At 65.7% G+C, this 24,429-nt stretch carries 37 protein-coding genes, 2 tRNA genes and 1 pseudogene; 11 read left to right on the top strand and 29 right to left on the bottom strand.

Annotation, left to right across the window (positions count from 1 at the left end):
- Nucleotides 1–18: 18 nt before the first annotated feature.
- Nucleotides 19–351: a YegP family protein gene (locus FHR96_RS10350; protein ID WP_183387604.1), complete on the top strand. Its 333-nt coding sequence runs from the start codon at nt 19–21 to the stop codon at nt 349–351.
- A gap of 36 nt (nt 352–387) precedes the next feature.
- Here the strand turns inward: FHR96_RS10350 and FHR96_RS10345 are convergent, their stop codons facing one another.
- The 25 genes and pseudogenes from FHR96_RS10345 to FHR96_RS10235 form a co-directional block, all read right to left on the bottom strand.
- Nucleotides 388–681: a hypothetical protein gene (locus FHR96_RS10345; protein WP_183387603.1), complete on the bottom strand. Its 294-nt coding sequence runs from the start codon at nt 679–681 to the stop codon at nt 388–390.
- The gene (locus FHR96_RS10340) at nt 678–1,160 is read right to left on the bottom strand and encodes a hypothetical protein (protein ID WP_183387602.1); all 483 of its coding nucleotides are present in this window, start codon (nt 1,158–1,160) and stop codon (nt 678–680) included. The genes FHR96_RS10345 and FHR96_RS10340 overlap by 4 nt, the downstream gene beginning before the upstream one ends.
- 24 nt (nt 1,161–1,184) lie before the next feature.
- Nucleotides 1,185–2,015, bottom strand: coding sequence for a hypothetical protein (locus FHR96_RS10335; protein ID WP_183387601.1), 831 nt, complete (start codon nt 2,013–2,015; stop codon nt 1,185–1,187).
- Nucleotides 2,016–2,017: 2 nt separating this feature from the next.
- Nucleotides 2,018–2,434 (bottom strand): hypothetical protein, encoded by a 417-nt coding sequence (locus FHR96_RS10330; protein WP_183387600.1) that lies wholly within the window; start codon nt 2,432–2,434, stop codon nt 2,018–2,020.
- The gene (locus FHR96_RS10325) at nt 2,431–2,718 is read right to left on the bottom strand and encodes a hypothetical protein (RefSeq protein WP_183387599.1); all 288 of its coding nucleotides are present in this window, start codon (nt 2,716–2,718) and stop codon (nt 2,431–2,433) included. The genes FHR96_RS10330 and FHR96_RS10325 overlap by 4 nt, the downstream gene beginning before the upstream one ends.
- Complete coding sequence (locus FHR96_RS10320) at nt 2,711–3,070, bottom strand: hypothetical protein (RefSeq protein WP_183387598.1); 360 nt, start codon at nt 3,068–3,070, stop codon at nt 2,711–2,713. Before FHR96_RS10320 ends, FHR96_RS10325 begins: the two co-directional genes overlap by 8 nt.
- 9 nt (nt 3,071–3,079) lie before the next feature.
- The gene (locus tag FHR96_RS10315; protein ID WP_183387597.1) at nt 3,080–3,610 is read right to left on the bottom strand and encodes a phage tail-collar fiber domain-containing protein; all 531 of its coding nucleotides are present in this window, start codon (nt 3,608–3,610) and stop codon (nt 3,080–3,082) included.
- Nucleotides 3,607–4,539 (bottom strand): phage tail protein I, encoded by a 933-nt coding sequence (locus FHR96_RS10310; RefSeq protein WP_183387596.1) that lies wholly within the window; start codon nt 4,537–4,539, stop codon nt 3,607–3,609. The genes FHR96_RS10315 and FHR96_RS10310 overlap by 4 nt, the downstream gene beginning before the upstream one ends.
- Entirely contained in the window at nt 4,536–5,438 is a 903-nt protein-coding gene (locus tag FHR96_RS10305; protein WP_183387595.1) for a baseplate J/gp47 family protein, read from the bottom strand. The genes FHR96_RS10310 and FHR96_RS10305 overlap by 4 nt, the downstream gene beginning before the upstream one ends.
- Nucleotides 5,435–5,782: a GPW/gp25 family protein gene (locus FHR96_RS10300; protein WP_183387594.1), complete on the bottom strand. Its 348-nt coding sequence runs from the start codon at nt 5,780–5,782 to the stop codon at nt 5,435–5,437. Before FHR96_RS10300 ends, FHR96_RS10305 begins: the two co-directional genes overlap by 4 nt.
- 11 nt (nt 5,783–5,793) lie before the next feature.
- The gene (locus FHR96_RS10295) at nt 5,794–6,069 is read right to left on the bottom strand and encodes a PAAR domain-containing protein (protein WP_183387593.1); all 276 of its coding nucleotides are present in this window, start codon (nt 6,067–6,069) and stop codon (nt 5,794–5,796) included.
- Nucleotides 6,070–6,071: 2 nt separating this feature from the next.
- Nucleotides 6,072–6,398, bottom strand: coding sequence for a hypothetical protein (locus tag FHR96_RS10290; RefSeq protein ID WP_183387592.1), 327 nt, complete (start codon nt 6,396–6,398; stop codon nt 6,072–6,074).
- 6 nt (nt 6,399–6,404) lie between these two features.
- Nucleotides 6,405–6,926, bottom strand: coding sequence for a phage baseplate assembly protein V (locus FHR96_RS10285; RefSeq protein WP_183387591.1), 522 nt, complete (start codon nt 6,924–6,926; stop codon nt 6,405–6,407).
- A gap of 78 nt (nt 6,927–7,004) precedes the next feature.
- Nucleotides 7,005–7,463: a phage virion morphogenesis protein gene (locus FHR96_RS10280; RefSeq protein WP_183387590.1), complete on the bottom strand. Its 459-nt coding sequence runs from the start codon at nt 7,461–7,463 to the stop codon at nt 7,005–7,007.
- Nucleotides 7,450–7,953: a phage tail protein gene (locus FHR96_RS10275; protein ID WP_183387589.1), complete on the bottom strand. Its 504-nt coding sequence runs from the start codon at nt 7,951–7,953 to the stop codon at nt 7,450–7,452. Before FHR96_RS10275 ends, FHR96_RS10280 begins: the two co-directional genes overlap by 14 nt.
- A gap of 14 nt (nt 7,954–7,967) precedes the next feature.
- Entirely contained in the window at nt 7,968–8,096 is a 129-nt protein-coding gene (locus tag FHR96_RS22595) for a hypothetical protein (RefSeq protein ID WP_281378390.1), read from the bottom strand.
- Nucleotides 8,093–8,314, bottom strand: a complete 222-nt coding sequence (lysC, locus tag FHR96_RS22735; RefSeq protein WP_379813055.1) for an Rz1-like lysis system protein LysC — start codon at nt 8,312–8,314, stop codon at nt 8,093–8,095. The genes FHR96_RS22595 and lysC overlap by 4 nt, the downstream gene beginning before the upstream one ends.
- Nucleotides 8,235–8,609, bottom strand: a pseudogene (gene lysB, locus FHR96_RS10270) (Rz-like lysis system protein LysB); the annotation flags it as partial. The pseudogene lysB and the gene lysC, both read right to left, overlap by 80 nt.
- 47 nt (nt 8,610–8,656) lie before the next feature.
- Nucleotides 8,657–9,175, bottom strand: coding sequence for a lysozyme (locus FHR96_RS10265; RefSeq protein WP_183387587.1), 519 nt, complete (start codon nt 9,173–9,175; stop codon nt 8,657–8,659).
- Nucleotides 9,172–9,393, bottom strand: a complete 222-nt coding sequence (locus tag FHR96_RS10260; protein WP_183387586.1) for a hypothetical protein — start codon at nt 9,391–9,393, stop codon at nt 9,172–9,174. Before FHR96_RS10260 ends, FHR96_RS10265 begins: the two co-directional genes overlap by 4 nt.
- A 26-nt stretch (nt 9,394–9,419) precedes the next feature.
- A complete protein-coding gene (locus FHR96_RS10255) occupies nt 9,420–9,632 on the bottom strand; it encodes a tail protein X (RefSeq protein WP_183387585.1) in 213 nt (70 codons plus the stop codon).
- Complete coding sequence (locus tag FHR96_RS10250) at nt 9,629–10,117, bottom strand: head completion/stabilization protein (RefSeq protein ID WP_183387584.1); 489 nt, start codon at nt 10,115–10,117, stop codon at nt 9,629–9,631. The genes FHR96_RS10255 and FHR96_RS10250 overlap by 4 nt, the downstream gene beginning before the upstream one ends.
- A 112-nt stretch (nt 10,118–10,229) precedes the next feature.
- Complete coding sequence (gene gpM, locus FHR96_RS10245; protein WP_183387583.1) at nt 10,230–10,967, bottom strand: phage terminase small subunit; 738 nt, start codon at nt 10,965–10,967, stop codon at nt 10,230–10,232.
- Nucleotides 10,967–11,986 carry a phage major capsid protein, P2 family gene (locus FHR96_RS10240; RefSeq protein ID WP_183387582.1) on the bottom strand — a complete coding sequence of 340 codons (1,020 nt, stop codon included), beginning with the start codon at nt 11,984–11,986 and terminating at the stop codon, nt 10,967–10,969. Before FHR96_RS10240 ends, gpM begins: the two co-directional genes overlap by 1 nt.
- 13 nt (nt 11,987–11,999) lie before the next feature.
- Nucleotides 12,000–12,821 (bottom strand): GPO family capsid scaffolding protein, encoded by an 822-nt coding sequence (locus tag FHR96_RS10235; RefSeq protein ID WP_183387581.1) that lies wholly within the window; start codon nt 12,819–12,821, stop codon nt 12,000–12,002.
- A gap of 143 nt (nt 12,822–12,964) precedes the next feature.
- Here FHR96_RS10235 and FHR96_RS10230 point away from each other — a divergent pair, with 143 nt between their 5' ends.
- Both FHR96_RS10230 and FHR96_RS10225 read left to right on the top strand, forming a co-directional pair.
- Nucleotides 12,965–14,740, top strand: coding sequence for a terminase large subunit domain-containing protein (locus tag FHR96_RS10230; protein WP_183387580.1), 1,776 nt, complete (start codon nt 12,965–12,967; stop codon nt 14,738–14,740).
- Nucleotides 14,737–15,810 (top strand): phage portal protein, encoded by a 1,074-nt coding sequence (locus FHR96_RS10225; protein WP_183387579.1) that lies wholly within the window; start codon nt 14,737–14,739, stop codon nt 15,808–15,810. Before FHR96_RS10230 ends, FHR96_RS10225 begins: the two co-directional genes overlap by 4 nt.
- A 253-nt stretch (nt 15,811–16,063) precedes the next feature.
- On the opposite strand, the gene FHR96_RS10220 is transcribed toward FHR96_RS10225, so the two are convergent.
- Nucleotides 16,064–16,282 carry a hypothetical protein gene (locus FHR96_RS10220; RefSeq protein WP_183387578.1) on the bottom strand — a complete coding sequence of 73 codons (219 nt, stop codon included), beginning with the start codon at nt 16,280–16,282 and terminating at the stop codon, nt 16,064–16,066.
- A gap of 335 nt (nt 16,283–16,617) precedes the next feature.
- On the opposite strand from FHR96_RS10220, the gene FHR96_RS10215 reads away from it, so the two are divergent.
- The 3 genes from FHR96_RS10215 to FHR96_RS10205 all read left to right on the top strand — a co-directional run bounded on the left by FHR96_RS10215 (nt 16,618) and on the right by FHR96_RS10205 (nt 17,867).
- Nucleotides 16,618–16,860, top strand: a complete 243-nt coding sequence (locus FHR96_RS10215) for a hypothetical protein (RefSeq protein ID WP_183387577.1) — start codon at nt 16,618–16,620, stop codon at nt 16,858–16,860.
- A gap of 32 nt (nt 16,861–16,892) precedes the next feature.
- Entirely contained in the window at nt 16,893–17,216 is a 324-nt protein-coding gene (locus tag FHR96_RS10210; RefSeq protein ID WP_183387576.1) for a TraR/DksA family transcriptional regulator, read from the top strand.
- A gap of 63 nt (nt 17,217–17,279) precedes the next feature.
- Complete coding sequence (locus FHR96_RS10205; RefSeq protein WP_183387575.1) at nt 17,280–17,867, top strand: hypothetical protein; 588 nt, start codon at nt 17,280–17,282, stop codon at nt 17,865–17,867.
- A gap of 9 nt (nt 17,868–17,876) precedes the next feature.
- Here the strand turns inward: FHR96_RS10205 and FHR96_RS10200 are convergent, their stop codons facing one another.
- Together FHR96_RS10200 and FHR96_RS10195 are read right to left on the bottom strand one after the other, a co-directional pair.
- On the bottom strand, nt 17,877–18,464 hold the full coding sequence (locus tag FHR96_RS10200) for a helix-turn-helix domain-containing protein (protein ID WP_183387574.1): 588 nt from the start codon (nt 18,462–18,464) through the stop codon (nt 17,877–17,879).
- Nucleotides 18,465–18,570: 106 nt separating this feature from the next.
- On the bottom strand, nt 18,571–19,311 hold the full coding sequence (locus tag FHR96_RS10195; protein WP_183387573.1) for an SDR family NAD(P)-dependent oxidoreductase: 741 nt from the start codon (nt 19,309–19,311) through the stop codon (nt 18,571–18,573).
- A 210-nt stretch (nt 19,312–19,521) separates the two neighbouring features.
- Between FHR96_RS10195 and gltX the strand changes: the two genes are divergently transcribed.
- From gltX to FHR96_RS10180, 3 genes are all read left to right on the top strand, one after another.
- Nucleotides 19,522–21,000, top strand: coding sequence for a glutamate--tRNA ligase (gene gltX / locus FHR96_RS10190; protein ID WP_183387572.1), 1,479 nt, complete (start codon nt 19,522–19,524; stop codon nt 20,998–21,000).
- Nucleotides 21,001–21,195: 195 nt separating this feature from the next.
- A tRNA-Ala gene (locus FHR96_RS10185) sits at nt 21,196–21,271 on the top strand.
- Between the two features lie 24 nt (nt 21,272–21,295).
- A tRNA-Glu gene (locus tag FHR96_RS10180) sits at nt 21,296–21,371 on the top strand.
- Nucleotides 21,372–21,969: 598 nt separating this feature from the next.
- Here FHR96_RS10180 and gltA read toward each other — a convergent pair.
- Nucleotides 21,970–23,256, bottom strand: a complete 1,287-nt coding sequence (gene gltA, locus FHR96_RS10175; protein WP_183387571.1) for a citrate synthase — start codon at nt 23,254–23,256, stop codon at nt 21,970–21,972.
- Between the two features lie 453 nt (nt 23,257–23,709).
- Between gltA and sdhC the strand changes: the two genes are divergently transcribed.
- Together sdhC and sdhD are read left to right on the top strand one after the other, a co-directional pair.
- Nucleotides 23,710–24,087 (top strand): succinate dehydrogenase, cytochrome b556 subunit, encoded by a 378-nt coding sequence (gene sdhC / locus FHR96_RS10170; protein ID WP_183387570.1) that lies wholly within the window; start codon nt 23,710–23,712, stop codon nt 24,085–24,087.
- On the top strand, nt 24,081–24,428 hold the full coding sequence (gene sdhD, locus FHR96_RS10165) for a succinate dehydrogenase, hydrophobic membrane anchor protein (RefSeq protein WP_183387569.1): 348 nt from the start codon (nt 24,081–24,083) through the stop codon (nt 24,426–24,428). The genes sdhC and sdhD overlap by 7 nt, the downstream gene beginning before the upstream one ends.
- The last annotated feature ends 1 nt before the right edge of the window (nt 24,429 follow it).

Below are 24,429 nucleotides of genomic sequence, written 5' to 3'. Positions count from 1 at the left end.
CAACATGGAGGTCGAACGATGGCGGGTTACTATGAGCTCAAGCAGGCCACCGATGGCCAATATCATTTCACGCTCAAGGCAGGTAACCATGAGGTCATTCTGACCAGCGAGCGGTACACGACCAAACCCGCAGCGGAGAATGGCATTGATTCGTGCCGTATCAACAGTGGCAATGACAATCGCTATGATCGGAAAGTGGCCAAGAATGGCCAGCCTTACTTCAATTTGAAGGCTGGAAACGGCCAGGTCATCGGAACCAGCGAAATGTATTCGTCAGAGGCGGCTCGAGAGAATGGAATCCAGTCCGTGAAGACGAACGGAAAAGGGCCGATGAAGTTCAAGGAAAGCTGAATGATGGAGGAAGCCCGCCGGATGGCGGGCTTCTTGCTACATCAGGCAAGCAATTAACACGGCGAGGCTCGTTGCCCCTACCGGGGCTGCGACATCGATCGCTGAGTCTCGCGTCCAGCCCCGCCATACCCCTTCATGCCATCGCACCGGCAGCGGGTCGCCCCACTGCCAGCCGCGCTCGAGGCCGAGACGGTACTCGTGCTGGCCGATTTCCCGGCCGAGCAGCAGGGCCACCGCCACGGCGCCGGCGGCGATCGGGCCGAGCAGGGGCCAGAGGGCGAGCTGGATCGCCAGCGCGATCAGCACGTGCTCGAGGTGGGTGCGGTTCACAGTGAGCCCTCCTGCGGCCGAATGGCGTTCAGCTCGGCGATGGCGGCCTGCGACGCCAGCTCGGCGGCCTCGATCGTCTCGGCGTTGCGTACCGCCGCCTTGCCGCCCAGGCGGGCGCTGCGGATGGTGGCCAGCGCCTGCTCCCACTGCTCGGCCGTCGCGACGATCTCGTTGGCCGCTGCCTCAGCTCCTACGCCGAACATGGCCATGTGGTCGCTGATGCTGGAGGGTATGGCGGTTCCGTCCTTGCCGCCGTCGAGCCAGGTCTGAGCCTCGTGCTTGGCCAGTTGGTATTCCTGCTCGATCAGGGTTCCTGGCGACACGAAGGCAGCGCGGGCTTGGCCGGCGGCGGTGTCGATGGCTTGGCCGAACTGTGTCTGAGCGGCAGGAAGAACTTCGCCCAGCGGCAGATCGGCGGAATCGGTATCCAGGTTCCAGATGGTGGTGCCATCGTGGCGCGTTACTTTGTTGATCATCATCTCTTCGATCTCCTTGGAAGCGACTTAGAGCTGGGCGTAATCCAGGTTCGTGAGTATGTTGGAGTGGTCCGGTTTGACGGGCACCAGATCACTCCAAAGCTTACCTTCCGGCAAGGTCATGCTTGAGACGCCGAGCGAATAAAGAGCGCTGCCGCCGAGGATGACCTTTGCATTCCCGTCATCCGCTTCAATGGATAGAGAGCAGCTGTTCAAGCGAATATCGAGACGTGTCCTTCCTCCTTGAGAAGCACCGAACAAGGGGCGGTTGTACAAATTGATATGCGAGTTGGAGGCCATCAGTGTTAGTGATGAAAGGTACGTGTAGAAAAAGCCATCGAGTGGGAAGAGCTGCTCGCCGTTGTCGGCGTTTCTGACATCCAGGTCAACATCCTTGATCAGAATCAAGCCATTATCCATGGTTACCAACTTGCCACGGTTGGCTGAGTAACTTGGGAGATAGTCAGCGGTATTGCGAATGATGGGTTTGTCGATGCCCGACGTATTTCCCCAGCGAGAGAACTCGATGACACCTGAGGCGATTCTGCCGGATAGACTTCCTTTCTCTTCGAAGACTTGACCCTCGCGCAGCAGGATCGTGAGCTTGGAGCCTGTCACATGTAGGTGTAGTGCTGAGCTCAGTGTCTTGAGAGGCGCCTGTGCAGACCCATCATTGGCGTCGTCACCCTCCTCGGTATCCACACAGACTGTCATTTCGGCCATGGATCGAATGGCATCCGGTACGGCGGCGGTGGCCTCGTCGACCTTCCGGTCGATCTGGCTCATCTTGCCGTTGACCGCGCCGGTCAGGTTGTTCGCGGCGCTGACGAGGGCGGAGATCTGTTGCTCGAGACTCATGGTTAGGCTCCCGTGGTGCTGGTGATCAGCGCGGCGCCGTCGTCGAACGCCTGCGCGAGTTGGGTGAATCCATCGCCGACGCGGCTTTCCAGGTCGGCGAGTTGGGCGGTGGTGGCCTTGGCGGCCAGGGCCGTGGTGACGGTGGCGGCGAAGTCGGGATCGTCGCCGAGGGCGGCGGCCAGCTCGTTCAGGGTGTCGAGGCTGGCCGGGGCGCTGTCGATCAGCGCCTGGAGCCGGGCATCGACCTGCTCGGGCGTCAGGGTGGCGCTCTTGTCCGCCTTGGTGGCCAGGGCGGTATCGACGTCGCCGCGGGTGTACACCTCGGCCTTGTCGGCCTTGTTGCGCAACTTGCCGTCGATGACGCCGAGCGTGTTGTTGATGGCCTGGCGCAGGGTGTCCAGGCTCCCGGAAAGGCTCATGACATGGGCTCCTGGGCGGCGATGGCGCCGCCGTAGAAGGTGAAGGAGGAGGTGAGGTCGTCGACCAGGGCGTTGACCGAGGCCACTGCTGTCTGGGCCTGCGCGGTGGCGGTCTCGGCCGCGGTGATGGCCTGCTCGACCTGGGCCATGGCCTCGGGCGTCAGGCGGCCGGCCGGGCCCTGCTGGCCGGCGGCGATCACCTTGGCGCGCTGGCCGGCAACGTGTCGCAGCTCCAGCGAGCCGCACGGCAGGTGCACGGTGAGGCACGTCAGCCGTTCAGCCATCGATCACCCCCGGAGTAAGCCGGATCGGGCCCTGCAGCAGGCTGTAGACGTCGCCGCCCGGGAAGGTGAGGCGCAGCTCGTAGCGGGCGCCGACCCAGTCGCGTGAGTAGCGCCCGGCGGTCATCTCGGGCGCGATGCGGATGGCGATGCGGCCGGCCGCGGGCTCGAGCGTGATGGCGTCGTTGTCGGTGCTGCAGTCGACGAGTGGGGTGCTTTCGCTGGCGGGGGCGATGACGAACCGGCCATGGCAGCCCGCCAGGTCGACGGGCGTGCCGTCCGGCTGGGTCCAGTCCAGGGCGAAGGCGTAGGTGGTGCCTTCGACGATGGTGAGCAGAGGCGGCTGGTGGCTCATCGTCGCCTCCTATCGACCGCGCTCGAGGTCGTTGACGCGGAAGAACAGCTCGACGTGACGCGCCATCTGATCGACCAGGGCGGCGGCGTTGGCGGTGTACTGCTCGCCCCAGGCGGCCAGCGAAAGATCCGCGCCGGTGCCTACCACGGTGACCGATTCCGCCGGCAGAGCGTCTAGGCGCAGATCGAAGGCCAGCAGCAGCGGCACGTTGTTGGAGACGTAGGCCAGCGGCCGGGTGTCGGACCAGACGGCCAGCATGGTGCCGTCGGCGAGCATGAAGCCGACCTCGCGGACCCAGAACTCGGGGGCATCGGGATCGTCCACCACGGCGGTGACGTGGATCTGGTGGTCGTCCACGCGCTCGCCGTCCGCCACCGGGATCAGGCGACGCTCGTTGACCAGGGAGAACTCGTCCTTGCTCGGCTGGCGGCCGTTGTCGCCGAGCGCGATGTGAGTGATGCGCGCCTCGAGACCGTCGCTTTCGGCGTTGAACACGGCGGCGAGGCCGGCGGTGGTGATGACAGGGACCAGAGCCGTCATGTGGTGCTCTCCATGGTGAAATGAGTGATGCCCCGGGCTCGCCAGGCACCGGCGGCCCGCAGCGACATCGGGGCGAGGCTGGCCTTGGCCACGGTGTCCGGAAGATCCGCAGCGTCCGGGCCGCGCACGTGGCGCCGTGTGATGGCCACGGCCTGGCAGCTTCCGGCCACCCGCAGCGAGGCGGCGGGCAGGCTGGCCTGCACCGCGGTGCTGGCCGTGGCATGTCGTGACACGGCCGTGACCTGGCAGGCGCCGGCGGCACCGATCCGCGCGGCGGGCAGGGTGGTGTCCGCCTGGGGCGAAGCGGCCCGACGAGCGAGGCCGCCGGCCTGGTGCGCCGCGGCGGCGGTGAGCGTGCCGATCGCTTCCAGGGGCGGCTGTGTCGGGCGTGCGGCCTGGCGGGCCAGTGCCCCCGGCTGCAGCGCGCTGGCGGCGCCGAGCCGGTTGGGGCCGAACCTGGCGCCGACCTTGAAGGCGTAGTGACTGCGCACGTTCTTGGCGGCGTCGATCGTGGCGCGCAGCTCGTCGTAAAGGCGCTGGTTGAGGAAGGCCGGCTCGTCGGGGGTGAGGTTGTCGTTGACGTAGAGCACTGCCTCGAAGGTGCCGCGCGGCAGCATCGGCTCGGCCTCGAACCACTCGGTGATCTCGACATCGATGCCCATGGCCGCCAGTGCACGATCCACCGCCAGCCGCGTGCCCTTGATGCGGTGCACCTCGAAGCTCGCCGCGATGACGTCGCGCTTGATGCGCTCCGGCCAGTCCGGCGACCAGTGGTCGACCGAGAACGCCCAGGCCAAAAACGGCAGCAGGTGCGCCGGGCAGGTGTGGGGATTCCACAGCGTGCGCAGCGGTACCGGCAGCGCGAGCGGGTGCGAGGCGGCGACGCGGTCCTCGAGGGCGGTGCGATTCGGCGGCAGCAGCGAGGTCATTGGCGGCGGCCTCCCACCGTGATGCTGGCATCGAGACAGTGCGGCGCCTGATGGGGCTCGGCGCGCAGTTCCTGCCAGCCGCTGAGCTCCACGGCCACCACGCCCTCCACGGTCAGGGCGGCATCGATGCCGCTGCGGGTGACCCAGGCGCCTAGGCGGTGGCGGTCGGTGATGTAGGCGTCGAGGCGCCGACGCGCGGCGCTGATCACCACCTCACCATCCGGGCCGGGGTTCAGGATCAGCGAGGCGTCGATGTGATAGCCGGCCAGGCTGGCCGGCTGCACGGTGACGCGGTCGGTCAGCGGGCGGCGCTCGTCGATGTGGGTGCGCACCGCCTCGAGCACCTCGGGCCGCGGGATGCCGTTGCCGCTGCGCGCGAGCACGGTGACCACGACGTCGACCGGCTCGGGGCTGACCACCGACACGTCGAGCACGTCGGCATGGGCGGCGCGGGCCTGGAACTCGTAGGCGCCTACCGGGCCGGCCACCGACAGCGACTCGAAGGCGAGCTGGATGCGGGCGCGGTAGTCGGCGTCGCGCTCCAGGGTGGGCGGTACCGGTGGCAGGGCGTCCGGGTCGCCGGGGTCGATCACCAGTCGCTCGACGTCGTAGTTGGCGCCGAGCTGATCGAGATCGGCGTCCTGGGCATAGGCCAGCATGACGGCGCGGGCGGCCTCGTTGATGCGTTGGCGCAGGATGAGCTCGCGATAGGCGTTCTCCTGCAGCAGCTTGGTCAGCGGCTCGGACTCCAGGGCCAGGGTGGCCGCGAGGGCATCGCGTTCCTCGGCGGGCGTGAGGTCGAGCAGCCGGTCCTTGCGCTCGGTGAACAGGGTCTCGTAGTCGAGTGCCTCGATGACGTCCGGGGCAGGGAGCTGCGAGAGATCGATCGGCGTGGTCATGCCACGCCCCTGGCGGCCAGCGGCACGCGAATATCGAGGCTGGCCCCGGTGGCGACCACCACGGCGTCGATGGTCAGCGTCAGCCGGCCGGGGCGTTCGGTGCTCACCTCGCGCTGCACGGCGCGCACGCGAATGCGTGGCTCCCAGCGCATCAGCGCGACGATGGTCGCCGAGTAGGCGCGCAGCGCCGTGGCGCCGTTCAGCGGCTGGTCGACGAGCTCCGGCAGCAGCGAGCCGTAGTCGCGGCGCATGACGCGCGAGCCGATGGGCGTGGTGAGGATATCAATGACCGACTGGCGGATGTGTGCGATGCCGCTCAGGCCGGTGCCGGTAGTGCGCTGCATGCCCATGTCCGTCAGCCCCCCGCGAACACGTTGAGTGAGCCCGTGGCGACCATGGATTGGCAACTGATGGCGTCGCCCACGCGACCCAGCGGCAGGCCGTTGACGAAGACACTCGATGAGCCGGTGGCCAGCACGCCGCCATGACCGCAGTGCTTGGCCCAGGCGTCGCCGACGCGATGGGCAGGACGCCCATTGATGAAGACGTTGGGCGAGCCGGTCAGGGCGGGGCGTGGCTTGCATCCCGGGTGACCGGTACACATGTCGGACTGGCGGGCAGCGGCAGGCATCGTCACGCACCCCCTTGTTCCGCGAGCACGGCATCCAGCATGCCGGCTTCGCGCAGGGCAACGACCATGGCGGCCGTGTTGAGTCCATCGTCATTGGCCGGGCGCGAGACCAGGCCGCGCTCCACGTCCGCTGCCCGCTCGAAGATGGCCAGGGCGCGGGCCATGTGGGTCTGCCGCGTGCTGCCTTGTTCGGCCAGCTTGCTCAGGTGGTCGCGCACGCTGCCCAGGTGGTCGCGGATCTCGGCCAGGACGAAGGTCAGCTCGGCGATGGCCGGGGTGTAGTCGACCTGCTGGGTGTCGTCGGTCAGTTGGTCGTCGCCGATTGCCATGGAGCCTCACTGATTCAGATCGATGCGGGCACCGCTCACCGAGACGGTGGCCTGTGCGGTGATGTTGATGTTCTTGGCGTTGATGCTGATGTCGTCGGCGCTGGTGACGTCGATGGCCCCCTTGGCGTTGATCGTGGCGGTGCCGGGGAGGCTGGCGTCGAGGTGCATCTTGTCGTGGTCGTACTGGAGCACGGCGCCGTCGGGCATCACGAGCATGGTGATCTCGGGTTTGTCGCTGGGGGCCGGGATATGGTCGGAGTTGATGCCCGTCAGCACCGTGGCGCCGCGCAGCTCGCCGCCGGGGGTGAGCAGCAGCACCTGTTCGCCCTCGGTGGGCGGATTCCAGGTGCGGGTCTTGCCGGCGCGCTGCTCGCGCCAGGGAATCCAGTCGGTTTTCATCGCGCCCACGAACACGCGCACCCGTGCCGGCTTGGGCGGCGTCACGGAGATGTCCCCGTGGTCGACCTCGGCGATGACGCCGGGGCGGACCAGGTTATGCAACAGGCGATTGATCTCGACTTGGTTCATGCCGCTATCGTGGCGGGGCGCGTCACGCGGGCGAAGCGCTGCCCGGTGTAGAAAGCGCCTCTTACACCGGGCAGGGCATCAGGGCGGGGTCAGGTGCTCGAGCAGCGCGTCGCGAATGGCCTCGCGGTCGGCCTCGCTGAAGCCGAGCAGGCGGCGCTCGGCGTACTTCACGCGGGGGCCGTCGCGATCCACTTGGTCGTGCAGGCCGTACTGGTGCACGCGGGCGATGCGGTTGATGCGGCCGAAGAAACCGGCGACCGCCGCGTCGCTCGTGCCGCGGGTGCGCAGGTACTTGGCGGTGCGTAGCTTGTGGAACATGCCGCGGCGGCGGATGGCGCCGGCTTTCTGGCGGTGCTGGGGTTTGCGCGGGGTGAAGCCGCTGCCGTCGGGGTTCTCCTGGGCCTTGATGCGCTCGCGCTGGCTCTGGCGCAGGGTGGTGGCCACGCGCCGGGCGAGCTGACGGCGTTGCTTGGGCTCGAGGCGGGCCAGCAGCGGGGCCACCCAGTCCTCGAGCTGGTCCAGGTCAGTAGAGCTCATCGTCGACTCCGGCCGTTTCCCACTCGGCAATCTTCACGAAGTCGCCTCCCAGGCGTTCTCGGACCTCCAGGGTCCAGCGCACCCCGGGGCAGTCCGGGCGCTCGAAACGCGGCATCCGGTGCTCGGCGGTGATGCGACCGGTCTCGCAGTCTCGGGTGGCCACCACCCGTTCGTCGAGGCGCACGCGAAGGGCGAGATCGACGCTGTTGTGGTTGAGGATCTCGGCCTCGAAGGCCACCGCCTGCTCGGACTCGAGATCGGGCTGGTAGACCGACAGCCAGTCAAGCAGCGGCAGCATCACGGCATCGATCTCGCCGGCGTAGTCGGTGAGGATCAGCTGGGCGGTGAAGCGATAGCCGTGGCTCAGGTTGGGACCACGGGAAAAGGCTACGCTGCCATCCTCGACGAAGGTCAGCAGGCGATCGGGGTCGCGCTTGAGCTCGGGGACGGCATCGATCAGGTATTGGCGCAGGGCGCTGAGTTTGCGCATGGCTCGGTCCTCGGTCAGCGCCGCCAGCGGCGTTCGATGGCCACCGCCAGGCGGTCGCACTGGCGACCGACCCCGCGGAGGGGCGAAAGGCAGGCCGCGATCAGGCGGCGCAGGAGGGCATAGAGGCGCTGGCGGTGAATCATGGTGACGCTCCGGGTGTGGTGGCGTGGCAGGCGATGATGGCGTCGACCTGGGCGGCGCAGCGCGCCCAGGCGCTCTCGGTTAGTTCCAACTGACGGTGAAGGTCACCGTTGGTCGTCGGATGGCTGGCCGGCAGGGTGCAGGGCGTCGGCGTCACGCAGCGCTTGACGATAAGCGGCGGCGCCGGTGACGGCGGGGCGCTCGCGCAGGCGGATAACAGGCTCAGGCAGGCGAGCGTCGGCCCAAGCGCGTAACTCGGCGTTCTCACGTTGCAGTTCCTCGAGGGTGGCCAGGCGATCGGAGGCGGTGCGATCGAGCTCGGCGAGCGTGGCGTTCAGCGTTCGACGCTGGTCGGCGAGGCGCTGGGCGTTGGCCCACAGGGCGTCGATGACCACCTGGCGTTGCTGGTTCTCGCGCTGGGCGACGTCACGCTGGTCCGCCAGGCGTTCGGCCTGCTGCCGGGCGGCGTTGCCGCGCTCCCACAGGGCCCAGCCGCCCAGGGCCAGGCCGAGCATCAGCAGCAGCGGTAGCCCCCAGCGCAGCAGGGGGCTACCCAGCCGACTCACGAGCGATCCCATGAGCCGAGTCCGACCAGGCAGAGTTCGCGTTCCGCGGCCCGGCGCCTCACCAGGCCGGCGAGCTTGCGGCCGCCGGCGTAGATCCAGCGCGACAGCTGTTCGCAGGCGGCGCGTGGCTGCCCGGCGTTGAGTCGCTCGAGCAGGGTGGAGCGGGCGAAGGCCCCCTCGCCGACGTTGAAGATGAAGCTGCCCAGAGCGGCGCGGCGCGTGGGTGGCATGGCCTCGAGCACGCCCGGCGCCACCTCGCGTTCCAGGGCGTCGAAGGCCTCGCCGAGATCGCCGGCCAGCAGCCGCTGGCACTCGGCGTCGCTGAGCGTCTGATCGAGCCGCACGTTGGGGCCGGTGTGGCCGGTGCAGATGGTCGGGATGCCCACCGGGTCGGTGTAGGCGGTGTTGCGGGTGCCCTCGAAATGGCCGACCACCTGGATGGCGATGGTGAGCGCGCCGCCGGCGGCCGCACCGATGGCCCCGCCACCGAGCCAGCGATTGCGGTTCTTGATCATGTGTCCTCGATCTCCGTGTCTGTGTGCCGACGGCGTCGCCAGCGTCGATAGCGGTCGATGTAGCGGGGAATCAGCAGACCGATCTGCAGCGTCAGGTAGCAGAGGGTGAGCACGGTGACCCAGTCCGACGGCGTCATGCCCCCGGCATGCAGCAGCGCCACCAGCGCCGGCGGCGTGGTCTTGAGGGCCTCGGTGGTGACGTTGAGCTCTTGCGCCATGGGGCGTCCTGCGATGGTCGGGCGGATCAGTCCCAAAGCTGGACGCGCGGTGCGCGGACCGGTTCGGGGGCGATGTCGGGCAGTGTCACGGCGGTGCCGGAGGGCAGCACCGGGCCCTGCTCGGCGAGGCCGACGTTGAGCGCCAGTACTCGCTCGGTCACGCCGGCGGTGCGCCCCAGGTGCCGGTAGCAAAGGCGGTCCAGGGTGTCGCCCTGCTGGCTGCGCACCGTGCGGGTCATATCAGGTCGACGGTGGTGTGCGGCCGGCCTTCGATCTCGGCGATGGCCCAATGGGCATCGCGGCGGTAGGCGTCGGCCGGATCGTCGATCTCCAGGCTGCGTTCGCGGGCGGCGTTGGTGGCGTCGTAGTCGGCATAGCGCTCGGCGAGGCCGGCGTGTGCCATCGACATCACGGCGCGCAGGTACAGCGTTCGATAGACGCCCGGGGCCTGCCAGATCGGCACGGGGATGGCATCGACGGTCGGATAGCCGGCGTCGACCTGCACGCTCTGCCAGTCGCGCAGCACGCGATTGACGTGCGCCATGGCGGCGTCCAGGGCCCCGGTCAGACGTGCGTCGGTCACGGTGCCGTCGAGGCGGTGCCGCTCGCGGAAGTCCGACGGCGAGAGATCCGGCCAGAAGCCGTTATTGAGCACCGGCCGCTCCGGCGGCGCGGATTCCGGGTCGGTGCTGGTATGGGTACCGGTGGATACGAAGCTACTCATGGCACTCCCGTGGCACGTGGTAAGAAGGGGGTGGACCGGGTGGTAGGCGAGCAAGGAGACAAGTCAAACCGCCATCACCTGGTGCCCCCTGACGTCGGCGTGCGACTCGGTGTCAGGCCTGGGCGGCGTCGCCCTGGCCAGCGTTCTTGGCGCTTTCGTCACGCACTTGGCGCTCGAGACGCTCGATGTCCTTTTTCACTCCGGCGCGGTCGTTGAGCTCCAGGGCGCGGCGCAGGTGCTCCAGGGCCTCGGCGGCATGGCCGCCACGGGCGCGCTCGGCGTAGCCCAGGGCCTTGTGCAGCTTGGCGCGCACCGGGTCGTGCATGTCGGCGTCGTGGGTCAGCGCCTCGGCACGGCTGAGGTGCATGGCCAGCTCGGCGGCGGCATTGGCGGCGACGGCGCGGGCTTCTTCGGTGTCCTGGACCGGGGCTTCCAGCTGCTTGATCGCCTCCTCGGCGAGCTGCTCGGCGAGGATCGAGGCGGTGTCGCGCTCGAAGCGGTCGGGGGCGTCCAGGCCGTGGCGCAGGGCGTACTCGGCGATGGCCAGCGCGCCGTCCAGGTCGCCAACGTCGAGGCGCCAGATCATGACGGTCATCAGCACGTCGTCCTGGGCGCCGGTACCGGCCTCCAGCACGCCGGCCACGTAGGCGTCGAACTCCGGCAAGATCTCGCGCTTCTTGGCGATCTTCTGCTCGGTGCTCTTGATGCCCTTGAGGGTGCGCCTTGCCTCGTACAGCGCGGCGGCGTGGATCTCGTACTGCTCGCCGTTCTGCTGGCTTTCCGGATCGGCGGCCCCTGCCGCCTGGGCGGCGGAGACACGTGCGTAGTGATTGCGGGCGGGGCTTTGCATCAGACCCTCCAGTCGCCGAAAACGATGTTTTCCACCAGGCAGCCGGCGCCGAAGTCCTCGACCACGTAGGCGTCGTTGGAGGACTCGTAGTTCTCCACGCGCTTGCGCTTGGGCTCGTCCTTGAGGTAGCGGCGGCGGCTGCCGCGCTGCCAGTAGATGGAGAGATTCTCCGGCGGGGTGATCAGCAGGGTGCCGTCGGGCATGTAGGGCACGCGGGCCGCTTGCTGCCCGCCCATGCGCTTCTGGCTGACGATCATGTCCAGGGCGCGCTGCTCGGTGGGCGGCTGATCCTTGTTGATCAGCGGGAAGTACTTGTCGGCGAGGATCTTGCGGCCGCAGATCGCGCGCAGGTCGGTGGACTCGCGATGCCAGGGGTCGATCATCTCGTTGACCACGTCGTAGACCAGGGCGTCCAGGTTCTCGTAGTCGCCACCGGGGCCGACGCGAACCTCGCCGGAGGAGGCGACCACCTCGCTCAGCACCCGGGCGGGCGCCTGATCTCGGTAGTGCTGCAGCCAGCCGATGTTGACGTCCTGCAGCAGCGGGTTCGCGACGCGGTCGGTCTCGATGGCGGCACTGGTGCCGTTGAGCCCGATCATGATGCGATCGAGCGCCTGCTGGCGGATGATCATGTTGCGCACGCGGGCCTGGAAGTCGCGGAACTTGGCCCAGGCGTCGAGCTTGCTCCAGGGGAGGTAGGTGTCGAACTCGGTGGAGCGGCACTCGTAGCCGAGGGCGTCCAGGGAGCTCAGATCCCGCGGCGTCCGGTCCTTGGCGGTGGTATCGGTGCGGCCGGCGATCGGGCCGGTCAGCCCCAGGCCGAGCTTTTCGCCCTTGAGTTCGTCGACGCCGATGATGTTGATGCTCCCCAGGAACTCGCTGGACTCCTGGATCTTGGATTCCAGGGTCTGCTGAACGCTGGGCTCGACCGAGAAGGACTCGCCGGCGCTGGGCACGCCAGACAGCTGGGCGATGCGCTGGGCAAAGCGGTTGAATTCTTGACGGGTATCGTTGCGCATGGGGTCGGGGTCCTCAGCAGTCGGTGAGCTCGACGCCGCCGTTGCCGCCCAGGGCGGGGGAGCGGGGCTCGGTGTCAGGGGTGTTGTCGAGCTGGGTGTAGAGCTCGTCGAGGCGTTGCTTCGTCGCCTCGAGGGTGGTCTTCAGCTCGTTGAAGGCGGCGGCGTCAGGGCGGTCCGCGAGGTCGTCGACCAGGGCCTGGTGCTTCTCGACGAACAGTTCGAGGGTCTGCTCGAGGTCGGTGCGGAAGTCCGCGAAGCCCTTGTCGGTCTTGGCGTCGTGCTTCCTGAACAGCGACTTGACGGTATCGAGCAGGCCCGGCCCCTTGTCGGGCTTGGCAGCCGGGGTGGAGAAGTCCAGTTCGGTCTCGACGGCGGCGGTGAAGACGTTGCTCGGCTTTTGCTTGCGGGCGGCCAGCGGCGACTTGTCACCCTGCTGGGCGCTGAACTGCAGCATGTCGGTGCCGAGGCTCGCCGGGGTGTCGGTGACTGCCAGGCCGACCAGGTAGGCTTCGCCGGTGTCGGAGAATTCCGGGTCCACTTCGATGGAGGTGTAGACCTTCTGACGGCTCTGGTTGATTTCCTTGAGCTTGTCGGTGGGGTCGATGTCGACGAACAAGCCCAGCTTGCCGTCCTCGACTTCCTTGGCCTCCACGGCCGTCACGTCGCCCAGGGCGGGGAAGGGCCCGTCGTGGAACATGCCGCGCATGTGCTCCATCCACACGCGGGCGCCGTACTTGGAGCGGTCGAAGTTCTTGGCCATCTGCTCGATCCACTGGCGTGAGATCGTGCGGCCGTCGGTGGTTGCGCCTTCGGTGGCGACGCGGAACTGGGCCATGGGTGCCTCGTTGGGTGGCGGGTCGGGCAATGGCGTCAGGTTCCGCGTACAGGGGGACTCTCTCAACGCGGGGCCGGTGTAAGTCGGGCGACTCACACCGAGGCGCCCGGAGATGGCCATGCGCGCGCGGGTAGGCTGGCCGCATGACGACACCAGCCCCCGATACCCTCGAATCCCCGCGCCTGACGGCCCGCCATCTCTACTGGCAGGGCTGGCGAGTGGCGCGTATCGCCGAATTCCTCGACCTCAAGGCGCCGACCGTTCATAGCTGGAAGGAACGCGACGGCTGGGAGGAGGCCACACCTACCCAGCGGGTGGAGGGGGCGCTCGAGGCACGCCTGGTGCAACTGATCGGGAAGGTTCCCAAGGAGCCTCGGGACTTCAAAGAGATCGACCTGCTAGGCCGGCAGATCGAGCGGCTGGCCCGGGTGCACCGCTACCAAGAGAGCGGGCGCGAGGCCGATCTCAATCCGAACATCGAGCGGCGTAACGCCGGCGAGAAGCGCAAGCCGCGGCGCAACCATCTCGACGAGGAGCAGGTCGAGCAGCTCAAGGCGGCGTTCCTGGAAGGCGCCTTCGCCTATCAGCGCCACTGGTACGAGGCCGGCCAGAAGCACCGGATTCGCAACATCCTCAAGAGCCGCCAGATCGGCGCCACCTTCTTCTTCGCCCGCGAGGCGATCGTCGACGCCTTCGAGCACGGCCGGAACAAGATCTTCCTTTCGGCGAGCAAGGCGCAGGCCCATATCTTCCGCAACTACATCGTCCAGTTCGTGAAGGAGGTCTGCGACGTCGACCTCAAGGGCGATCCGGTCGTGCTCGACAACGGCGCCGAGCTGCACTTCCTGGGTACCAACTCGAAGACGGCCCAGGGCTATCACGGTGACGTTTACCTGGACGAGTACTTCTGGATTCACCGCTTCCAGGAGTTCCGTAAGGTCACCTCCGGGATGGCCATGCACAAGAAGTGGCGGCAGACGTACTTCTCGACGCCCTCGAGCCTGGGCCACGAGGCCTACCCGTTCTGGTCCGGTGAACTGTTCAACAAGCGGCGCAAGAAGAGCGAGCGTCAGGAGTTCGACGTCAGCCACGCCGAGCTGGCCGGCGGGTCGCTGTGCCCAGATGGCCACTGGCGACAGATCGTCACCGTGGAGGATGCCATCGCCGGCGGCTGTGACCTGTTCGACCTCGAGCAGCTCAAGCTGGAATACAGCCCCGACGAGTTCGCCAACCTGCTGATGTGCCAGTTTGTCGACGACAGTCAGTCGGCGTTTCCGCTGTCGCTCGTGCACCCGTGCATGGTCGACAGCTGGGAGATCTGGGACGACTACCGGCCTTACGCGCCGCGTCCGGTGGGCGATCGTGGGGTATGGATCGGCTACGACCCGACCGGCACCGGCGAGGACGGCGACGGCGCGGGCATGGTGGTGGTACTGCCGGCGCGCAGTGCCGGCGAGAAGCACCGCATCTTGGAGCGCCACCGGCTCAAGGGCGAGGACTATGAGGCCCAGGCGGCGTTCATCAAGTCGTTCCAGGCCAAGTACCGCATCGAGCATATCGGCATCGACATCACCGGCCTCGGCGAGGCGGTGGCCGAGCACGTCGAGAAGTGGTTCCCGACCCTGGTGCGCTTCCGCTATGACCCGGCGGTCAAGGGTCGGCTGGTCATGCAGGCCCAGCAGATCATGCGCAAGGACCGCCTCGAGTTCGACGCCGGCTGGTCGGATCTCGCCCAGTCGTTCATGGCCATCAAACGAGAGCTCACCGCCTCCGGCCGCCAGTACACCTACACCTCGGGCCGCAGCCAGGCCACCGGTCACGCGGATCTCGCGTGGGCCACCATGCACGCCTTGTCACACGAACCGATCGACGGCCCGGCCGAGGGGGCCGGCCAGTCCCTGATGGAGATGTACGAATGACCGCCACCGCCAGTAAACCGCGCGTCCGCCTGCCGGCGGGGTACTCCACTGCCAGTGCGCCGGCGACGCCACGCACCGAGGCGTTCAGCTTTGGCGACCCGGAGCCCGTCACCAGCATGCGCGACGTCTTCTATGAGGGGGTCTACCTGTCGGCGGACGAGTGGTACGAGCCACCGGTGCCGATGGATATCCTGGCCAAGTCCTATCGGGCCACGGCCCACCATGGCAGCGCGCTCCAGGTGAAGCGCAACATCCTGCTGCGCACGTTCCGGCCGCACCCGTTGCTGGGCCGGCGCACCTTCTCGGCGCTGGCCCTGGATTACCTGGTGTTCGGCAACGCCTACCTCGAGGAGGTGCGCGGCCGGCTGGGCAAGCAGCTGCCGTTCCGGCACCTGGGTGCCAAGTACATTCGGCGTGGCGGCAAGCGTGCCGATCGCTACTGGTGGGTGCCCAACTACCTGGAGCGCACCGAGCTGCCACGGGGGAGGGTGGTGCACTTGCTCGAGCCGGACATCGACCAGGCGATCTATGGCGTGCCGGACTACCTGGGCAGCCTGCAGTCGGCCTGGCTTAACGAGTCGGCCACGCTGTTCCGTCGCCGCTACTACCTCAACGGCTCACATGCGGGATTCATCATGTACGTGAATGATCCGGCCCACGATCAGAAGGACATCGACGCCATGCGCCAGGCGCTCAAGGAGTCGAAGGGCCCCGGCAATTTCCGCAACCTGTTCCTCTACTCGCCCAGCGGCAAGAAGGACGGGGTGCAGGTGATCCCGGTGAGTGAGGTGGCGGCGAAGGACGACTTCTGGAACATCAAGAACATCACCCGCGACGACCAGCTCGCCGGCCATCGCATCCCGCCCCAGATGATGGGGATCATTCCCCAGAACACCGGCGGGTTCGGCGACGTCGAGAAGGCTGCTCGTGTCTTCGTGGCCAACGAGCTCGAGCCGCTCCAGGCCACCATGCGCGAGATCAACGAGTGGGCCGGCGAAAAGATCGTGCAGTTCGATCCCTACTCGCTGAGTGCCGGCGAAGGCACTGGCCTCGATCCGACCCGGCGATAGCCACCGACTCGCTGACTACCACCATGGCCGCCCACTCGGGCGGCCTTTTCGTGCGGGCGCTACCTTCTCCACCTGCCGGCATCCCCAGCCGTGGACCGCCGCGCGCCGTCGACACCCCGCCCCGCCTGCGCGCTAAACGTGCCGGTTTTTATGCACTTATGCACTAGGTCGTCAGACCCCACCGTTGAGCGGGTTGGAAGGGGTTACAGGGAGGCGACGGTCTATGCGGATCTATGCAGTTTTATCCTCTTCGTCACCGCTCATATCCCTTACGAACGAAACGCATGATGTAGGAATTAAGCCCACGCCCATTACGAGCCAGGGTTTTCATCTGTTCGACATGGTGTTGGCCACAGCTGGCATACGACCAGGTATATGGAGTACCTGTTTTGAACTGCACATGGATACGGTCGGCCAAAATCTCGTAGAAGCGAACGCCTGAGTTCCCGCCGAGGTTGAGGTAAGGCTGCATCTGTTTCCCCTGCTGCGAGCTAATGCATTGGTAGGTTATCAAGCTAGCAGTGAAAGACTGGTATCGGTTGGGCGGGGAGAAAATACTGTGCCAATTTTGGTACTTGGTGGCGCTAATGCCCGTGGTTGTCAGCCTTCGTTCCAATCCATCATCGGGGCCACGGAAAAAGTGCGGTCGAGGTCGGTCATCGGTATCACGGAGGTCGGGCGGAATGGCGCGTATTCTACCAGTCGTGGCGTCGGTTGCGAGGGGGCTGTCAGCGTGAACCGTGCCGCTGACGATGTCGTCCATACTGCAGGTGATACCGCGGTAACAGGGTAAGAGGAGAGCAGCCCATGGACGCACATGATCTCGGCGATACACGGCGCGAGTTGATGGCCCGCGTGCTGCAGCATGGCGGCGTACTGGTGGCGCCTTTCGGTCATGCCGGTGGGGATTCGCACGAGGCTATGATTCTGGACGATATTGCGGCCCTGGAGGCGGCGGGCTTCCTCGAGGTCGGACGTGATGACGAGGGACGAGTACATCGGATCGAGCTGACGTCGTCCGGGTATCGTGCCCTGGAGGTTGGCGAGTAGCGGTGGGCCATCAGATGAAAGGAGACATGGCGATGAGTGACGATCGCAAGGTCGAACTGGAGCGGCTTCGGGATGAACTCAAGGAGCGCCTGGAGCGCTATCGGGCCCATCGTCAGCATCTGGGCGGTCCGGTGGACAGGGACATGGAGGATCAGCCCCTTGAGACGCGCGACGACGAAGTGGTGGCTTCGCTGGAAGCGGAAGCCGAGGATGAACTGGCCCAGGTGCGCCATGCCTTGGCACGGATTCGCGAGGGTAGAGGAGAGATCTGCGAGCGGTGCGGTGAAGTGATCGATGCGGGGCGGTTGGCCGCAGTGTCGCATGCCACGCTATGCCGGGAGTGTCGCGGTGACTGACGGGCGCGAGTCCGTCGCTGTGATGGTAGGCTGGCGAGGGATTCCAGGGCATGGAGGACAGGCATGAGGGCATGGCGTCGCGGTACGGTATGGGTCGTTCTGGCAGCGTTGCTGTCCGGATGCGGCAGCAGCGAGGAGGACTCGCCGCCGGCCGACGAGCGGGTCGGCGGCGTGGCTCAGCCCGAGCCGACCGCCGAAGCCACGCCTACCGCCGAGGTGCCACCGTTCGATGCTGTCGTGGTCATCGAGGTGTCGGCCCGGCTGCGTAGCGATCGGCGGCTGGTGGTCGAGAGCACGACCAATCTGCCGGACCATACCCGCCTGCAGGTGTTGGTGGAGCGGGAAGTCAGTGGCGTGCGTTGGCAGGAGCGAACCACCGTCTCGGCCGGCGCATTCTCCGCTGGGCCCTTTGGTCCCGGGAGCGGTCTGCCCGACGGGGACTACCGCATCACCGTGAACATGCCGCCAGCCCAGGTTCAGCCGCCGGAAGTGCGAGCGCGGCTGGGAGAGCAGGGGGAGAACCTGCGCGGCCCCCTGGTCGAGGCATCACGTCATGGGCTGGGGCAGGTGGTCAGCGCCTCTCAGCGTTTTCTGGTGGGCTCACGGCCGCGACATACCACCGATCAGGTCGAGGTCATGGAACTGGACTGAGCGTGCGGTTCACAGGACTTCGTGGCGCCACAGCGAGACGATCTTGCCCAGTAATCGGCAGTCCGGTGTATAGGGGACGAGGGCGTCGTCGTCCTGGCGCTGGAAGGTCAGGGCACCCTTGGCATCCTGCTGTACTCGGCGCAGTGCCAGGCGACCGGCCTCTTCGATCAGATACAGGCCGGGTTGCCGGAATATTTCGGTAGGGGCGATGGCCGCCAGATCGCCGGCGCCGAGATAATCGAAGCTCTCTCCCGGGGCCGGTGTGACCAGGTGGCAGTCGCCATCCCAGCGCTGCCCAGGGGTCAGCTCGATAGGCAGTTCGATGCCCTTGGCATCGGGGGTCGTCCAGGGAGGCGAAGCATCGGCCCTCAAGAAGAGCGGCGAAGGACGCGTGCCCTCGTCATCGAGCAGGGCGGACAGTGGACAGTTGAGGGCGGCGGCCAGGGCCACCAGGCGTTCATGGCCGATCTGCTTGATAGCCCCGGACTCCCAATACGAGATGGTGACGTCCGAGACGCCGACCCGGCGGGCGAGAGCGGCCTTGTTGAGCTTGGCCTCCAGCCGGAGATGCTTGATCCGAGGGCCGAGTGTATCCATTAACGTCGTCCTGTCTGAGGTCGTCTAGAAGGATGGAATGGTCCGTTATTGCTACAGACTGTGCAATAGCGCGCATCAACGATATGACCGCGGGCTCGAGACTTTGTCACCATGGGATGGTGGCATCGTTCCAGTCCAGGAAGCCGCCGCTGTCCTCGGGCCGTCGCTCTCCCAGCACGCTCAGTAAACGTTCGGCGACGAAGGCCGGTGAGAACAGCTTGCCCTCGGGCACCCTGGTCTGGAAGGGAGCCGACAGGGCGGTATCGGTGGTGCCAGGATGCAGGCAGATCACCACGGCGTGGGGATTGAGGCGGCGGAGCTCCACGGCGGCGGTCTTCATCAGCATGTTATGTGCGGCCTTGCTGGCGCGGTAGGCGTACCAGCCGCCGAGGCGGTTGTCGCCGATCGAGCCGACCCGGGCCGAAAGGCTGCCGATCAGAACCGGGTGATGGCCCTTGAGCACGGGCTCCAGCGTCTGGAGCAGCAGTGCCGGGGTCGTGGCGTTGACGTGAAACAGGCGGGCCATGGCGTCGCCGTCGAGGTCGCCCAGTTTCTTTTCCGGAAAGATGCCGCTCGCTTCGTCGTGCAACAGGCCGAGGGTATTGATCACCAGGTGCAGCGGCCGGTCGGGAAGGGCGTGGCCGAGTGCCTCCAGCCCCTCAGGCTTGGTCAGGTCCAGGGGGAAGGCGCTCAGTCGCGAGTCATCACGTCGCACCTCATGCCGGCTGACGGCATACAGTCGCCCAAGCCTGGAGGAGGCCAGCAGGGCATCGACCAGGGCTGAGCCGATCCCTCCGGAGGCTCCGGTCACCAGGGCGTTGAAGTCATTCGGCAGTTGCGCGAGCATCGTTGTTCGTGCCTTTGCAGAGGGTTTGCTGTGGACCGCCTGGGGCGTCAATGATTCCATACCACGGCTGCCGCCCTGGCGCGAGGTGCGTATAATGCGTCCATCCGCCCTGGTCAGGTGCCTGTCCCATCGATCGAGCGTCTCGGCCTTTTCGTGCCGCGCTGGCGACGGCGCCCAGGGCCTCATTCTCTCGACTGGACCAAGGACGACATGACCGTACGTACTCGTATCGCGCCGTCTCCCACCGGTGATCCCCATGTGGGCACCGCTTATATCGCTTTGTTCAATCTGTGCTTCGCTCGTCAACACGGCGGTGAGTTCATTCTGCGTATCGAGGACACCGATCGGGTACGTTCGACCGCCGAGTCCGAGCAGATGATCCTCGACTCCCTGCGCTGGCTGGGCCTGGAGTGGGACGAGGGGCCCGACGTGGGTGGTCCCCATGGCCCGTATCGCCAGAGCGAGCGCGGCGACATCTATGCTGAGCATGCCAGACGGCTGATCGAAGCCGGTCATGCCTTCAAGTGCTATCGCACCAGCGAGGAGCTCGACGAGCTACGCGAGGCGCGCAAGGCCGAGGGGCTGCACCTGGCGCTCAAGCCCGCCGACCTGGCGCTTCCCGACGATGAAGTTGCTCGCCGTGAGCGCGAGGGCTGGCCCCACGTGGTGCGTATGCAGGTACCGGCCAGCGGGACCTGCGTGGTGGAAGACATGCTGCGTGGCACCATCGAGGTGGACTGGGCTCAGGTGGACGCCCAGATCCTGCTCAAGTCCGACGGCATGCCGACCTATCACCTGGCCAATGTGGTCGATGACCATCTGATGGGCATCACCCACGTGCTGCGCGGCGAGGAGTGGATCAACTCCGCGCCCAAGCATCAGCTTCTATATGAATACTTCGGCTGGCCGATGCCGGCGCTGTGCCATATGCCGCTGCTGCGCAACCCGGACAAGTCGAAGCTCTCCAAGCGCAAGAATCCGACCTCGATCAACTACTACCGGCGCATGGGCTTCCTGCCGCAGGCGGTGACCAATTACCTGGGGCGCATGGGCTGGTCGATGCCGGACGAGCGCGAAAAGTTCACCCTCGATGAGATGATGAGCCACTTCGACGTGCAGCGGGTCTCGCTGGGCGGGCCGGTGTTCGACCTGCAGAAGCTGAGCTGGCTCAATGGTCTGTACATCCGCGAGGATCTGGACGACGACGCTTTCCTCACGGCGCTACGCGATTGGGCCTTCAACGAGGACTATGTGCGCCAGATCCTTCCACAGGTGCGCCCGCGCGTGGAGACGCTTTCCGATGTCATGCCGCTGGCGGGTCACTTCTTTTCCGGGATGCCGGCGCTCGAAGAGGGCGACTTCGATGCGGTCAAGCTGGGCCGTGAGGACCTGGTGAAGCTGCTGCAGTTCCTCACGTGGCGCCTCGAGACGGTGCCGACCTGGCACAAGGAAGCCTTGCTCGCCGAGGTCAAGGCGCTGGCCGGGCACTTCGAACTCAAGATGAAGGACTTCCTGGCCCCGGTGTTCATTGCCATCACCGGTTCGGCGTCCAGCACCTCGGTAATGGATGCCATGGCGATCCTCGGCTCCGACATGACCCGGGCGCGCCTGCGCCACGCCATCGCGGTGCTTGGCGGCGTGTCCAAGAAGCAGGCCAAGCGGTTTGAGAAGGAGTACCGGGAGCTGTAAGCCATAAGCTGTAAGCTTTAAGAAGACCTCGGCAAGACCGGCAGCAACGGTTGTGCCGAGGTGCGGTGGGAGCGGCGATATGGGTGTTGTTTCTCTTCCAGCTTCAGGCTTATAGCTTAAAGCTCTCGTGCGAAGCACGAGGGGTTGACGAAGGCGAAGGGAATCAGTACTATACGCCCCGTCTTCACGAGATGCGGGGCCTTAGCTCAGCTGGGAGAGCGCAACACTGGCAGTGTTGAGGTCAGCGGTTCGATCCCGCTAGGCTCCACCAACCATCTCGCATCGAAGATGCTGCGTCCCATTCGTCTAGTGGTCTAGGACACCGCCCTTTCACGGCGGTAACAGGGGTTCGAACCCCCTATGGGACGCCATCCCTTCCTGTATATCCGGACGCCGAAGGCGTCTTTTTTTGTGTTCGCCGTTGCGAGCCGCTGGCGCGCTGAGCATGGCGCATTCTCGTACTTTTGTACCAAAGATGGGTCGCTACGGGCCTTGACTTGTCCACGTTGACTGTTCCTCCCCCGCGATCTGTGCACAGGCTCGCGCTCTAGCCCCGTGGTTATGGGCTTCGTTGATTAGTTCTTTAAAATCAATGGTTTGCATTAGGTCAAAAATTGATCAATCTAAGCGCGACCCGCTGCCCATGGCGATTTGAGGCGTTTCTCTAGGGGTTTTGAACAGGGTTATCCACAGAATGTGTGGAAAACGCTGCGGAATGAGGTCAGCGGGATGACAGTGTGATGTCGTCGGCCCTGATCGTCCACCACTGCGCTCCCTGGCGTCGCAGGCAGGCGAGGCTGGTCGAGCTTCGTCAGTACCCTGAGACGGGCGCAGGCACCCCTTCCAGGGCTCGCTGGGGCGGGGGTTGTCGGGCTTGCAGGTGAGGGGCGGTGGCAAGCAGCCAGGGCCGCCAACGACGAAGGCCGCCCGATGGGCGGCCTTCGTCGTCGTGGGGTCAATGCTGGCGGATCACTCGGCGGGATAGTCGCGTTGAGTGTGGCCCACGTAGAGCTGGCGCGGACGGCTGATCTTGTAGCTGTCGCTGATCATCTCGTGCCAGTGGGAGATCCAGCCGATGGTGCGGGACACCGCGAAGATCACGGTGAACATGTTGGTCGGGATGCCCATGGCCTTGAGGATGATGCCGGAGTAGAAGTCGACGTTCGGATACAGCTTGCGTTCGATGAAGTACTCGTCTTCCAGGGCAATCTGTTCCAGGCGCTTGGCGATCTTGAGCTGCGGATCGTCGGCCATTCCCAACTGGGCCAGGACCTCGTCGCAGGTTTCCTTCATGACCTTGGCGCGCGGGTCGAAGTTGCGGTAGACGCGGTGGCCGAAGCCCATCAGCTTGAACGGGTCGTTCTTGTCCTTGGCCTTGTCGATGAAGCGCTGAATGTTCTCTTCGGAGTCGTCGCCGATCTCGTCGAGCATGTTGAGCACCGCCTCGTTGGCACCGCCATGAGCCGGCCCCCACAGGGCGGCAATGCCGGCGCTGATGCAGGCGAAGGGGTTGGCACCGGTGGAACCGGCCAGGCGCACCGTAGAGGTCGAGGCGTTCTGCTCATGGTCGGCGTGGAGCATGAAGATGCGATCCATCGCCTTGGCGAACACCGGGTTGATCTCGTAGTCCTCGCAGGGGTTGCTGAACATCATGTAGAGGAAGTTCTCTGCATAGTTCAGGTCGTTGCGCGGATAGTTGAAGGGCATGCCGACGTTGTACTTGTAGGACATGGCGGCGATGGTCGGCATCTTGGCGATCAGGCGGATGGCGCTGATCTCGCGATCTTCCTGCTTGGTGATGTCCAGGTGGTCATGATAGAAGGCCGCCAGGCCACCGACCACGCCGCACAGGATCGACATCGGGTGGGCGTCGCGACGGAAGCCCTTGAAGAAGTTGGCCAGCTGTTCGTGGACCATGGTATGGCCGCGCACGCGTCCGGCGAAGTCCTTGTACTGGGCCTTGTCGGGCAGCTCGCCGAACATCAGCAGGTAGCATAGTTCGACGAAGTCGGAGTGCTTGGCCAACTGCTCGATGGGGTAGCCGCGGTGCAGCAGCACCCCCTTGCCGCCGTCGATGTAGGTGATGGCGGACTGGCAAGAGGAGGTTGCCATGAAGCCGGGGTCGTAGGTAAAGAGGCCTTCGGCGCCCAGGCTGCGGACATCGATCACATCCGGACCTGCGCTCCCCGAGTAGACCGGCAGCTCGATCGGCTTGTCCAGACCTTCTACCGTCAACGTTGCTTTCCTGTCAGCCATAACTGGCCTCCTCTCGAGTTCATGGTGGCGCGATAATGCGTGATTTCGCAGAACTTGCCGGCGAAAAGGTTCGCCCACTATAGAAGCGTCTTCACGATTGTCAATTCATCCATCGCCACCCTTGGCTTGTGCATTCCTCGCGACATGTACAATGTCTGTAACAGAGTTGGTGCTTTGCACCATTTGCGTGCAAGATCCATCGGAGGCTGTGGGTGTAGGCGATAACTTACGCCGTGGCGGTGTTTTTTTGCCCCCGAAGCGCTTGCCACCATGGTCGAGTCGGTGCGCGCGTCATTTGTCATGGTGTGGGCATAACCCTATAATCCTGTCGCGCGACTGGCAGGAAACGGTGATCGTGACATCGCGTCATGATCGAGTCCCTTCCCGAAACCACCGCCCGTGACGGGCCTCGCCCGAGCGCCTACTGCGGGCCAAGAGAGTGTGTAGAGAGCCGTGAATAGCAAACGACCCGTAAATCTGGATCTGTCCACGATACAGTTCCCCCTCCCCGCCTTGACGTCGATCGCCCACCGCATTACCGGCGTCATTCTCTTCATTGGCCTGATCTTCGGCTTCTGGGCCCTCGACGCCTCGTTGTCGTCGCCCGAAGGCTTTGCGGCGGTGCATGACGCGCTGGCCCACAACTTTCTGGCCAAGTTGATCGCCTGGGGATTGCTGTCCGCGCTGGCCTTTCATTTTGTGGCCGGCATCAAGCACCTGCTGATGGATATCGATATCGGCGTGACCCTCGAGGGCGGCGTCAAGAAGGCACAGATCACCGTGGTGGTGAGCGTGGTCCTGATCATTCTGGCTGGAGTCTGGGTATGGTAACCAACATCACGAACTTTGGGCGCAGCGGGCTGTCCGACTGGCTCGTGCAGCGTGTCTCGGCCATCATCCTGGCCCTCTACTCACTCTTCATCGTCGGTTATCTGCTGTTTCACCCGGGTCTCGACTACGCGACCTGGAGCGGACTCTTCGCCCAGACCTGGATGCGAATCTTCTCGCTGCTGGCTTTCGTGTCTCTGGCCGCCCATGCCTGGGTGGGGCTGTGGACCGTGACCACCGACTATCTCAAGCCGACCGGCATTCGTATCGCCGTCCAGACCGTCATCATCCTGGCCATCTTCGTGTTTCTGGTCTGGGGTATCCAAGTCCTGTGGGGAGCCTGAT

This window comes from Halomonas organivorans (assembly GCF_014192055.1).
GTDB classification, from domain to species: Bacteria; Pseudomonadota; Gammaproteobacteria; order Pseudomonadales; family Halomonadaceae; genus Halomonas; species Halomonas organivorans.
The sequence above is the reverse complement of the archived record's forward strand: the minus strand, read 5'-3'. Positions and strand labels throughout refer to the sequence as shown.

Coding starts and splice junctions, on each gene's coding strand:
- FHR96_RS10350 (WP_183387604.1), top strand. CDS start 19: ATGGCGGGTTACTATGAGCTCAAGCAGGCCACCGATGGCCAATATCAT.
- FHR96_RS10340 (WP_183387602.1), bottom strand. CDS start 1,160: ATGATGATCAACAAAGTAACGCGCCACGATGGCACCACCATCTGGAAC.
- FHR96_RS10335 (WP_183387601.1), bottom strand. CDS start 2,015: ATGAGTCTCGAGCAACAGATCTCCGCCCTCGTCAGCGCCGCGAACAAC.
- FHR96_RS10330 (WP_183387600.1), bottom strand. CDS start 2,434: ATGAGCCTTTCCGGGAGCCTGGACACCCTGCGCCAGGCCATCAACAAC.
- FHR96_RS10325 (WP_183387599.1), bottom strand. CDS start 2,718: ATGGCTGAACGGCTGACGTGCCTCACCGTGCACCTGCCGTGCGGCTCG.
- FHR96_RS10320 (WP_183387598.1), bottom strand. CDS start 3,070: ATGAGCCACCAGCCGCCTCTGCTCACCATCGTCGAAGGCACCACCTAC.
- FHR96_RS10315 (WP_183387597.1), bottom strand. CDS start 3,610: ATGACGGCTCTGGTCCCTGTCATCACCACCGCCGGCCTCGCCGCCGTG.
- FHR96_RS10310 (WP_183387596.1), bottom strand. CDS start 4,539: ATGACCTCGCTGCTGCCGCCGAATCGCACCGCCCTCGAGGACCGCGTC.
- FHR96_RS10305 (WP_183387595.1), bottom strand. CDS start 5,438: ATGACCACGCCGATCGATCTCTCGCAGCTCCCTGCCCCGGACGTCATC.
- FHR96_RS10300 (WP_183387594.1), bottom strand. CDS start 5,782: ATGCAGCGCACTACCGGCACCGGCCTGAGCGGCATCGCACACATCCGC.
- FHR96_RS10295 (WP_183387593.1), bottom strand. CDS start 6,069: ATGCCTGCCGCTGCCCGCCAGTCCGACATGTGTACCGGTCACCCGGGA.
- FHR96_RS10290 (WP_183387592.1), bottom strand. CDS start 6,398: ATGGCAATCGGCGACGACCAACTGACCGACGACACCCAGCAGGTCGAC.
- FHR96_RS10285 (WP_183387591.1), bottom strand. CDS start 6,926: ATGAACCAAGTCGAGATCAATCGCCTGTTGCATAACCTGGTCCGCCCC.
- FHR96_RS10280 (WP_183387590.1), bottom strand. CDS start 7,463: ATGAGCTCTACTGACCTGGACCAGCTCGAGGACTGGGTGGCCCCGCTG.
- FHR96_RS10275 (WP_183387589.1), bottom strand. CDS start 7,953: ATGCGCAAACTCAGCGCCCTGCGCCAATACCTGATCGATGCCGTCCCC.
- FHR96_RS22595 (WP_281378390.1), bottom strand. CDS start 8,096: ATGATTCACCGCCAGCGCCTCTATGCCCTCCTGCGCCGCCTGATCGCG.
- FHR96_RS10265 (WP_183387587.1), bottom strand. CDS start 9,175: ATGATCAAGAACCGCAATCGCTGGCTCGGTGGCGGGGCCATCGGTGCG.
- FHR96_RS10260 (WP_183387586.1), bottom strand. CDS start 9,393: ATGGCGCAAGAGCTCAACGTCACCACCGAGGCCCTCAAGACCACGCCG.
- FHR96_RS10255 (WP_183387585.1), bottom strand. CDS start 9,632: ATGACCCGCACGGTGCGCAGCCAGCAGGGCGACACCCTGGACCGCCTT.
- FHR96_RS10250 (WP_183387584.1), bottom strand. CDS start 10,117: ATGAGTAGCTTCGTATCCACCGGTACCCATACCAGCACCGACCCGGAA.
- gpM (WP_183387583.1), bottom strand. CDS start 10,967: ATGCAAAGCCCCGCCCGCAATCACTACGCACGTGTCTCCGCCGCCCAG.
- FHR96_RS10240 (WP_183387582.1), bottom strand. CDS start 11,986: ATGCGCAACGATACCCGTCAAGAATTCAACCGCTTTGCCCAGCGCATC.
- FHR96_RS10235 (WP_183387581.1), bottom strand. CDS start 12,821: ATGGCCCAGTTCCGCGTCGCCACCGAAGGCGCAACCACCGACGGCCGC.
- FHR96_RS10230 (WP_183387580.1), top strand. CDS start 12,965: ATGACGACACCAGCCCCCGATACCCTCGAATCCCCGCGCCTGACGGCC.
- FHR96_RS10225 (WP_183387579.1), top strand. CDS start 14,737: ATGACCGCCACCGCCAGTAAACCGCGCGTCCGCCTGCCGGCGGGGTAC.
- FHR96_RS10220 (WP_183387578.1), bottom strand. CDS start 16,282: ATGCAGCCTTACCTCAACCTCGGCGGGAACTCAGGCGTTCGCTTCTAC.
- FHR96_RS10215 (WP_183387577.1), top strand. CDS start 16,618: ATGGACGCACATGATCTCGGCGATACACGGCGCGAGTTGATGGCCCGC.
- FHR96_RS10210 (WP_183387576.1), top strand. CDS start 16,893: ATGAGTGACGATCGCAAGGTCGAACTGGAGCGGCTTCGGGATGAACTC.
- FHR96_RS10205 (WP_183387575.1), top strand. CDS start 17,280: ATGAGGGCATGGCGTCGCGGTACGGTATGGGTCGTTCTGGCAGCGTTG.
- FHR96_RS10200 (WP_183387574.1), bottom strand. CDS start 18,464: ATGGATACACTCGGCCCTCGGATCAAGCATCTCCGGCTGGAGGCCAAG.
- FHR96_RS10195 (WP_183387573.1), bottom strand. CDS start 19,311: ATGCTCGCGCAACTGCCGAATGACTTCAACGCCCTGGTGACCGGAGCC.
- gltX (WP_183387572.1), top strand. CDS start 19,522: ATGACCGTACGTACTCGTATCGCGCCGTCTCCCACCGGTGATCCCCAT.
- gltA (WP_183387571.1), bottom strand. CDS start 23,256: ATGGCTGACAGGAAAGCAACGTTGACGGTAGAAGGTCTGGACAAGCCG.
- sdhD (WP_183387569.1), top strand. CDS start 24,081: ATGGTAACCAACATCACGAACTTTGGGCGCAGCGGGCTGTCCGACTGG.